This window comes from Ruminiclostridium hungatei (assembly GCF_002051585.1).
In the GTDB taxonomy this organism is placed as follows: domain Bacteria; phylum Bacillota; class Clostridia; order Acetivibrionales; family DSM-1351; genus Ruminiclostridium; species Ruminiclostridium hungatei.
The window spans coordinates 1-1,040 of the sequence record NZ_MZGX01000078.1; the positions used below are offsets into that span (position 1 = coordinate 1).

General features: G+C 45.0%; 1 protein-coding gene. It reads right to left on the reverse strand.

Translation table 11 applies throughout. The features are described 5' to 3' along the window. Positions 1-1,040: RHS repeat-associated core domain-containing protein (locus CLHUN_RS21620; RefSeq protein ID WP_207559206.1), on the reverse strand; the 1,040-nt coding region annotated here is incomplete at both ends.

Sequence of the window (1,040 nt, forward strand, 5' to 3'; positions counted from 1 at the left end):
GGTGCTGATGTGGGTATATCACTTTTTATATTCACTTTTTGAACTGCCAGTTCATTGCCTACTACTACGGTATTTACCGAGCCGCCGTTTGTCTTTGCCTTTACTTCAACTATGTTATTAATGGCCTGCTGATATTTCGCATCAGTCATTATTGAAACATCGCCCTTTATCTGCCCGATAGCAGCCTTTTCCTGTTCAGGTAAATATACCCCTTTCGCATTGGCAGCCTGTTTGCTCTGTTCAAAGTATATCTCTGTCAAAGTCTGGTTTCCAACAATCCCATCTACCACCAAACCGTTATCCTTCTGAAATTTTATTACGGCTGCTTTTGTTTGTTCACCAAATATTCCATCTACCTTAACATTATAACCTAATTTTTTCAAATCCTCTTGTATTGCTGCTACAGTATCTCCCTTTGTGCCAACCTTGGCTACTACATGCCCCGTGGGGTCTATATACATCACCGGGTTATTGGCACAATACGTATACAAATTCAAGCTTAAGGGGTCACCTGCATTGCCCGGATAGGCATCCTCCTGCATGAACCGTGCTGTCTTTGCATCATACATCCTGGCGTTCAGGTAGTAGAGGTCTGTTGTGCTGTCATATACATAGCCTGCATAGCGGTACGGATTGTCAACTGCCTTGCTGGTTTCCCCGCCTGACGCATTGTAGTAGTGTGTTTCCAATGGGTTTCCAAAGGCATCATAGTAATAGCTGGCCGCCAAGGTTCCATCTGCTCCCAGCAGGGCTGTTACATCCCCATGGCCGTTGTACATGTAGCTGTAGCTTTCCTCTTTTGTGTTCCCGTTTTCCCTGGTGGTTACTGTCCTTTGTATTAGGTTTGTTCCATATATGTTCCTGGCAGTTTCTTTTCCGTTTTCGTCTGTCTCCAGGATTACCTTATCCCCTTCGTACAGGCTCCTGGTGGTTTTTCCGTTTTCTGTCTTTTCCGTCCTGTAGCCTTCCCCGTTATATTTATACGTGCTTGTGCCTTCTCCTGTGGTGGCCTTTACCATCTGGTTCCACACGTCATATTC